General features: G+C 62.3%; 7 protein-coding genes and 1 tRNA gene. 5 read left to right on the top strand and 3 right to left on the bottom strand.

Translation table 11 applies throughout. The features are described from left to right. The first annotated feature begins 344 nt into the window (after window positions 1–344). The gene (locus QP982_RS10545; RefSeq protein ID WP_048732152.1) at window positions 345–1,334 is read left to right on the top strand and encodes an LLM class flavin-dependent oxidoreductase; all 990 of its coding nucleotides are present in this window, start codon (window positions 345–347) and stop codon (window positions 1,332–1,334) included. Between the two features lie 47 nt (window positions 1,335–1,381). Here the strand turns inward: QP982_RS10545 and QP982_RS10550 are convergent, their stop codons facing one another. Continuing rightward, the gene (locus QP982_RS10550; RefSeq protein WP_284870537.1) at window positions 1,382–2,230 is read right to left on the bottom strand and encodes a CoA transferase; all 849 of its coding nucleotides are present in this window, start codon (window positions 2,228–2,230) and stop codon (window positions 1,382–1,384) included. Window positions 2,231–2,239: 9 nt separating this feature from the next. After that, on the bottom strand, window positions 2,240–3,265 hold the full coding sequence (locus tag QP982_RS10555; RefSeq protein WP_070429198.1) for a prephenate dehydrogenase: 1,026 nt from the start codon (window positions 3,263–3,265) through the stop codon (window positions 2,240–2,242). Between the two features lie 38 nt (window positions 3,266–3,303). Here QP982_RS10555 and QP982_RS10560 point away from each other — a divergent pair, with 38 nt between their 5' ends. From QP982_RS10560 to QP982_RS10570, 3 genes are all read left to right on the top strand, one after another. After that, a complete protein-coding gene (locus tag QP982_RS10560) occupies window positions 3,304–3,861 on the top strand; it encodes a tRNA adenosine deaminase-associated protein (RefSeq protein WP_005510946.1) in 558 nt (185 codons plus the stop codon). Beyond that, window positions 3,851–4,417 (top strand): tRNA adenosine(34) deaminase TadA, encoded by a 567-nt coding sequence (gene tadA / locus QP982_RS10565; protein WP_502870643.1) that lies wholly within the window; start codon window positions 3,851–3,853, stop codon window positions 4,415–4,417. Before QP982_RS10560 ends, tadA begins: the two co-directional genes overlap by 11 nt. Before the next feature lie 137 nt (window positions 4,418–4,554). Then, window positions 4,555–4,743: a CsbD family protein gene (locus tag QP982_RS10570; RefSeq protein ID WP_005510930.1), complete on the top strand. Its 189-nt coding sequence runs from the start codon at window positions 4,555–4,557 to the stop codon at window positions 4,741–4,743. A gap of 108 nt (window positions 4,744–4,851) precedes the next feature. On the opposite strand, the gene QP982_RS10575 is transcribed toward QP982_RS10570, so the two are convergent. Then, on the bottom strand, window positions 4,852–5,832 hold the full coding sequence (locus tag QP982_RS10575) for a diaminopimelate dehydrogenase (protein ID WP_070603636.1): 981 nt from the start codon (window positions 5,830–5,832) through the stop codon (window positions 4,852–4,854). 234 nt (window positions 5,833–6,066) lie between these two features. Between QP982_RS10575 and QP982_RS10580 the strand changes: the two genes are divergently transcribed. After that, window positions 6,067–6,157 (top strand) — tRNA-Ser (locus QP982_RS10580). Window positions 6,158–6,337 lie beyond the last annotated feature (180 nt).

Raw genomic sequence — 6,337 nt, forward strand, 5'->3', positions numbered from 1 at the left:
GAGCTATTCTTTGGTGATTTGTGGTGTGTGGTCTGGGGTTATGGTGGCATGCGGACACACTTTTCTTTACTTAACCCACTTATGCGCGCGGTATTGGCTCTGCCTGCGCTCATATCGATGAGCTATTCACTTGTGGCCAGGCTATAGCTCATCGATATGTGAATACCTCATCGACAAGTGAATACCGCCCACGAGCCACCCATGAGCCCGTCCACCCGCAAGCCGCCCACGATCCACCCACGAGCCACCCGCACCCGAATCCCCAAAACCCCAAACCCCAGCGCCTCAATATTCGAAGCATCTCAAACTCGCAATATCCGACTAACGGTCTAGACTGTGGAACCATGATTCGTACTGAGTCCATTCTTGACCTCGCTACCGTAGCCTCGGGGCAGTCCCACGCCGACGCCCTACAGGGCTCCATCGATTTGGCGCAGACAGCGGAAAAGGCTGGTTATCAGCGTATTTGGTACGCAGAGCACCACAATATGAACTCCATCGCGTCCTCGTCGCCGGCAGTTCTTATCGCAGCCGTGGCTGCAAAAACCGAGAGCATCACCCTCGGCTCCGGCGGCGTCATGCTGCCGAATCATGCACCGCTGACGGTCGCGGAACAGTTCGGCACGCTCGCGAATCTGTACCCGGATCGCATCGAGCTGGGGCTTGGTCGTGCCCCGGGCACGGACCAGGCCACTATGCGCGCCCTGCGGCGTGACCCGCGTTCGTCCGATTCCTTCCCGCAGGATGTGCAGGAGCTGCGCGGTTACCTCTCCGACGAGTCGCTGATCAAGGGCATCAACGCGATTCCGGGCCGCGGCACCCATGTGCCGCTGTACATCCTGGGCTCTTCGCTCTTTGGTGCTCAGCTCGCGGCGGCGCTCGGTTTGCCGTACGCGTTTGCTTCGCACTTCGCTCCGGACGCGCTTCGCGATGCCATCGCGGTCTACCGCGAGCAGTTCCAGCCTTCTGGGCAGCTGGATAAGCCGTACGCATTTGCGGCCATGAATGTGATTGCGTCGGAAAGCGAAGAGGACGCGCAGCAGCAGTACTTCGCTACCCGCAGGAACATGGTCAGGCGGTTCCTGAGTCGCGGTGGGCATCACCTCACTGACGATGAGGCGGAGGTTCTGATGGATACTCCGCAGGGGCGCCAGGTGCAGAATATGTTCCGTCACACGGCAGTCGGCACGGTGGCGCAGGTGCGTGAGCAGATTGCGCAGTTCGGTGAGTACTCGACGGCGGATGAGCTGATTGTGGCTCATCAATCGCTGAAGGTTCCTGACCGGCTGCGTTCGGTGGAGCTCACCGCAGAGGCCGCGGGGTTGACCGCGTAAGGCTCCAGGCCCCGACCCCCGAGGCGCGCGGCCTTAAACTGACCCGCTTACTTCACTGCAGCCAGCGGCAGCGACTTTTCGCTGGCAAGCTGCATGATTTCGGCGTTGGTGCGCTCGCGGAGGAAATCCGCAAGCTCCTCGCGGTTGCTCGCGCGTGTGGCCTCGGTCAGGGCGGCGGCAAAGTGCGGCTCCAGCGCTGCCACGGCCACGTAGCCGTCGGCGCTGGGGTAGAGGCCGTACGTCCACAGGCCGCCACCGAGTAGTCCGCCGGGCGCCGTCATGCCGTACTTCAGCGGCGCGGCACCGGCCTCGCCCGCCTGCTTCAGGCCAATGCGACAGTGCAGTCCAGGCTGCTTTACGACGTCTGCACCCGCACCCGCCCGCTTAATCAACCCGGCAAGGGCAGCGGTGACCGCAAAGTGTGCACCCAGGATGTCGCCCAACAGCACTGGCGGCATGGCCGGGGGCGTGAGAGTTCCGGCCTCCGCCTGGTAGGTCAGGTCATGGCCAGGTGTTTCTGGAGCTTCGGTATCACCGACAATGTCGATATGTACCGGCCCATTCGGGCGCTCGTGGAGGCCCGCCAGCCCCATGCGTTCCAGCGCGGAGGGGCGAACCGAGGTGATGACCACATCGGCCTCATCGATCAGCGAGCTCAGCTGTGCGCGACCCTCATTGCTCTTCAGATCCGCCTGGATAATCTCGTGACCTGCGGACATAGCTTCATACCAGGAGCGGCCGAAGGAAGCGAGCGGGTCGCCTGTGGGTGGTTCGACCTTAATCACCCGGGCGCCTAGCTGGCCCAACTGCTGAGCGGCCAGTGGTCCCGGTACGTTAATGGCGAAGTTGACGACAGTGATGCCTGCGAGGCTGGTGTGCAGCTCGGGGGAAAACATAGTTCCACACTAGAACACATCTATCTGTCCGCCGACGCTTTCGGCCAACTTCAACTGGTTGATCCAGCCGCCCTCGCCGACGCGCAGTCGGAAAATCGGGCGGTGAGCAGGACGGGCCTCGTAGCGGACACGGGCAATCTGACCGGTTTTGGCCAGGTCCATAGCGGTTCCCTCGGTGGCCAACTGGGTGCGCGCGGCGGTGAGGCGCTCGATGACGTCGTCAAGCGCGGCGAGCACGGGTTCGGTGTTGTTCTCACACCAGGACATGACCATGTCGGGAGCAGCGGCGGCGACGCGGGTGCAGTCGCGGAAAGAGCCGGCTGCAAGCGAAATGGCCAGGGGGCCACCGGCTTCACCGGCGGCGGCAATTGCGTAGGCCGCCAGGTGTGGCATGTGGGAGATGCGGGCGACGCTGGCATCGTGGTGATCGCTCAGCGCTGGAATGAGCTGACTGCCAAGAGCTGCTCCCAAGTTGGCGACCTGCGAAAAGACTTCAATCCACCGCTCCGGGACGGGCTCGCCCGCAGCGTCGGCAGCGGCTGCCAGGTCGTAGGTGATGACCCAGGGGGCGCCGTCGAAAAGCCCTTCGAGTGTGGCGGACCAGCCTGCCTGCGCGGACCCCGCCATTGGGTGCGCGCCGACGAAGCGTTCCTCCATCCCGCGAGCGGAGACCTCGGCGGCGACGGCCGCCTTCACGGAGACCACATCCGTGATGCCACAGCTGGGGGCGTGCTCGTTGATGGCGTCGAGCATCGTGCCGACGACTGTCATGGGGGTGCCGATTACGATGAGCGCGCGGCTGGCCTCCGCGCGTTCGAGCGTGGCTTGAAGATCTGTACTGGCGTCGAATCCCTCCTTCGTGGCTTCCTTGACCGTCGCGGACGAGCGATTCCAACCGAAGCATTCGACATTATGAGCCCGCAGATCGCGCATCATGGAGCCACCGATGAGGCCCAAACCGAGGATGCATACCGCGGGTAGTTGTGCAGCTGACAGGGAGGACGAAGCAGGGGAGGGGGACTCGAAATTGCTCACCTGACAAGCATGACATACAGCGACTAGCGTTGTGGGTTATGAGCACGACCTTTTCCGGAGGGTACACCTCCGATGACGACCGCTCCTTCGCGGTTGCCGTAACTATGGGGGAGCGCGGTTGGCGCGTCGTCGACCTCGGGGACGACGCCACCGATTCGCTCGCTGACGCCGCACAGGCGCTGCGCAATCTGCGTTCGGAACGCGCTGCTGTCGGAATGCTCAATATCGACGACGACTACTTCATTCTCGTGCGCCAGGGAGTTGGGTCGCTGCGCGTAGTGCTTTCCGACGCTACCGCTGCCGTGACCGATGACATTGCGGCAGATGTGTTCGACGAGCTGGATCTGGATATCCCCGACCTCGACGAGGACGAGCTCGACGATGTCGATGCCTGGGCTGAGGGGGACATGGATATCCTCGCTGACCTGGGCTGTTCGGAGGAAGCCCTGGAGTCCATCTGTGACGATCAGTCGCTGTGGGCGTCCGAGCAGCTTCTGGCCATCGCTGAGGAGTTGGGGTGTGCCGAGGAGCTAGCCGATGTCGCCGACCTGGATTACGACGGCGACGATGACGACTACGACCCCTATGACGACTAACCCTGACAAAGGTCACCTGACCGAGCGGCCAAGCGCGCTTGCGGCCAGCCAGCCAGCTGGTCGGCCAAGCGCGCTACCCCGTCGAAAACAGGACATTCTCGACGAAGAGTGGATGCGCCTGGCTATTGCCGAAGCTGCTCACACGGCACCCGGGGATGTGCCGGTGGGAGCCGTGGTCGTGGATGCCGAGGGCAAGGTTGTGGGCCGGGGCTCGAACCGTCGGGAAGCTGATGGTGACCCGCTTGCCCACGCCGAAGTCATTGCGTTGCGCGAGGCCACCCGCGCTGTTGGTGACGGTTGGCGGCTGGAGCAGTGCACGTTGGTCGTGACGCTGGAGCCGTGCGTGATGTGCGCCGGCGCGTGCGTCATGGGGCGCGTGGGGCGCGTGGTCTTCGGCGCGTGGTCGCCCAAGACCGGCGCGTGCGGCTCTATCGCCGATGTCATCCGAGATCCCGCCCACGCCTTCACGCCGCAGGTGCGCGGGGGTGTGCTTGCCGACGAATGCTCCGTTTACCTGCGGGAATTCTTCGAACGGCAACGGCAGTCGGAAGCGTGAGTGGAGTCACAGTTAGGTCACAATTCCCGCTGTGGCCGTGACGAGCCTTCATTTTCACGTACCGTCGGAAGTAGTGGGGCTGCTAGACGGTGGCTCTATAGAAACTAGATAAGTCGTTTACGTAGGAGGCTTACATAATGAGCGAGCTGCAGAACAAGGCCGACGAGTTGGGCGGCAAGGTTAAGGAAGCTGCTGGCGACGCCGTTGGCAACGACGACCTGGCAAACCAGGGCAAGGGCGAGCAGGCTGCGTCCAAGGTCAAGCAGGGTGCTGAGGACCTGAAGGACAAGGCTACTGAGACCCTGGGCAAGCTGACTGACAAGTAAAGCTTTTAGCTCTCGGGAAGAGACAACCCCAACCATTTCCGCTTTTGATATGCGGAGGTGGTTGGGGTTCTTTGTGTTTCGATGGCCGGCTGCCAGCGTGGGGGCTGGTTACAGCTTCTGGGCCACCAGGTCATCCAGTGGTTCGGCGGACAGTAGGTACGGGGCGATCTCGAAGACGGTACGGGCACCGGTCTCGCCGGCCTGCTTCAGGCGGTAGGCAGCGCGACCGTAGGCAACCTGGACAGCTGCGGTGAAGTCGGGGTTGCGCTCCAGGTCGAGGCCGAACTCGATGACGTGACCGGAGGTACCGGCCTGGCCGCGGGTAATGACCTGGCCACCGTGCGGCATGCCCTGGTGGTCGCGGTCGAACTCCTCCTCGGAGATGAAGTCCACGATGGTCTCGTAAGGGGCAAAGTAATCCGGCATGGTCACGATGGTTTCGCGGATCTGCTCCTTGAGCTTGGCGTCCTCGTCGGCGTTGCCGGTCTCTTCAGCGACGACGAAGCAGTGGCGCAGGTGGCATTCGTTGCCCTTCAGGTCTGCGCCCTCGCCCTTCTTCACGGCCTCGATAGCTTCCGGGTTCGGCTTGGTGTACTGGACACCCTTCTTCACTCCCGGCACACGACGCACGGCATCGGAGTGGCCCTGCGACAGACCCGGTCCCCAGAAGGTCATCTGGTCTGCGCCCGGCAGGATAGCAGCGCCCAGGACGCGGTTCAGGGAGAACAGGCCCGGATCCCAGCCGGTCGAGATCATGGCGATGTTGTCACCTTCGCGGGCGGCGGCGTCCATGGCCGCACGGTGCTTCGGAATCTCGTGGTGGTTGTCGTAGGTGTCGACCGTCGTAAAGTTCTTTGCCAGCTCAGGAGCCTGCTCCGGGACATCGGTGGCCGAGCCGAGGCACACGAACAGTACGTCTACCTCATCCTTGTACTTTTCGACATCCGCCGCCGGGAGTACGCGGGCCTCAGTGTCCAGCGAATCGCGACGGGAGAAAACGCCGACGAGTTCCATGTCCGGCTGGTCAGCGATGACCTTTTCGACGCTGCGGCCCAAATTGCCGTAGCCGATGATGGCGGAACGAATCATGAGGGAGAACCCTTTCTGTGTGGCTGTACTTCTGTGTTTAAGTTTCTAGATTTCAAGCTACAGACTATTCCTTCATATCTCAGCGGGCGTTGGCCACCCCGAATAGCGCGGTGGAGGGTTGACGGGGCTTGGGGTGGCGCAGGGTGTAGTGCAGCGCGTACGGCTTGGCGGAGGCCTAGGCGCTCTGACCTGGGGATTTGGTAGATAAAGGGGCTACCTGTAACGTTTTCTAGCGGTGACGTGTCCGAGCGGCCGAAGGTGAAGCACTCGAAATGCTTTGTGCGGTAACCCCGTACCGAGGGTTCAAATCCCTCCGTCACCGCCAATAAAACCCCCGGTGGTTCCTTTAAGTAGGAGCCTCGGGGGTTTTGCATTTAATCGGCCCTGATTGCCTGAGTGCGGTGGGGAGAGGTGCCCGTCGTAAAGCGGGGGTTAAGTAAAGAAAAGTGTGTCTTTTCCGGGCGTGTTGCGGTTATTTGATCCAGCCTTTTTGGATGCCGAGGTT

The sequence above is a fragment of the Corynebacterium sp. MSK019 genome, from assembly GCF_030232425.1.
GTDB classification, from domain to species: domain Bacteria; phylum Actinomycetota; class Actinomycetes; order Mycobacteriales; family Mycobacteriaceae; genus Corynebacterium; species Corynebacterium jeikeium_D.

Coding starts and splice junctions, on each gene's coding strand:
- QP982_RS10545 (WP_048732152.1), top strand. CDS start 345: ATGATTCGTACTGAGTCCATTCTTGACCTCGCTACCGTAGCCTCGGGG.
- QP982_RS10550 (WP_284870537.1), bottom strand. CDS start 2,230: ATGTTTTCCCCCGAGCTGCACACCAGCCTCGCAGGCATCACTGTCGTC.
- QP982_RS10560 (WP_005510946.1), top strand. CDS start 3,304: ATGAGCACGACCTTTTCCGGAGGGTACACCTCCGATGACGACCGCTCC.
- tadA (WP_502870643.1), top strand. CDS start 3,851: ATGACGACTAACCCTGACAAAGGTCACCTGACCGAGCGGCCAAGCGCG.
- QP982_RS10570 (WP_005510930.1), top strand. CDS start 4,555: ATGAGCGAGCTGCAGAACAAGGCCGACGAGTTGGGCGGCAAGGTTAAG.
- QP982_RS10575 (WP_070603636.1), bottom strand. CDS start 5,832: ATGATTCGTTCCGCCATCATCGGCTACGGCAATTTGGGCCGCAGCGTC.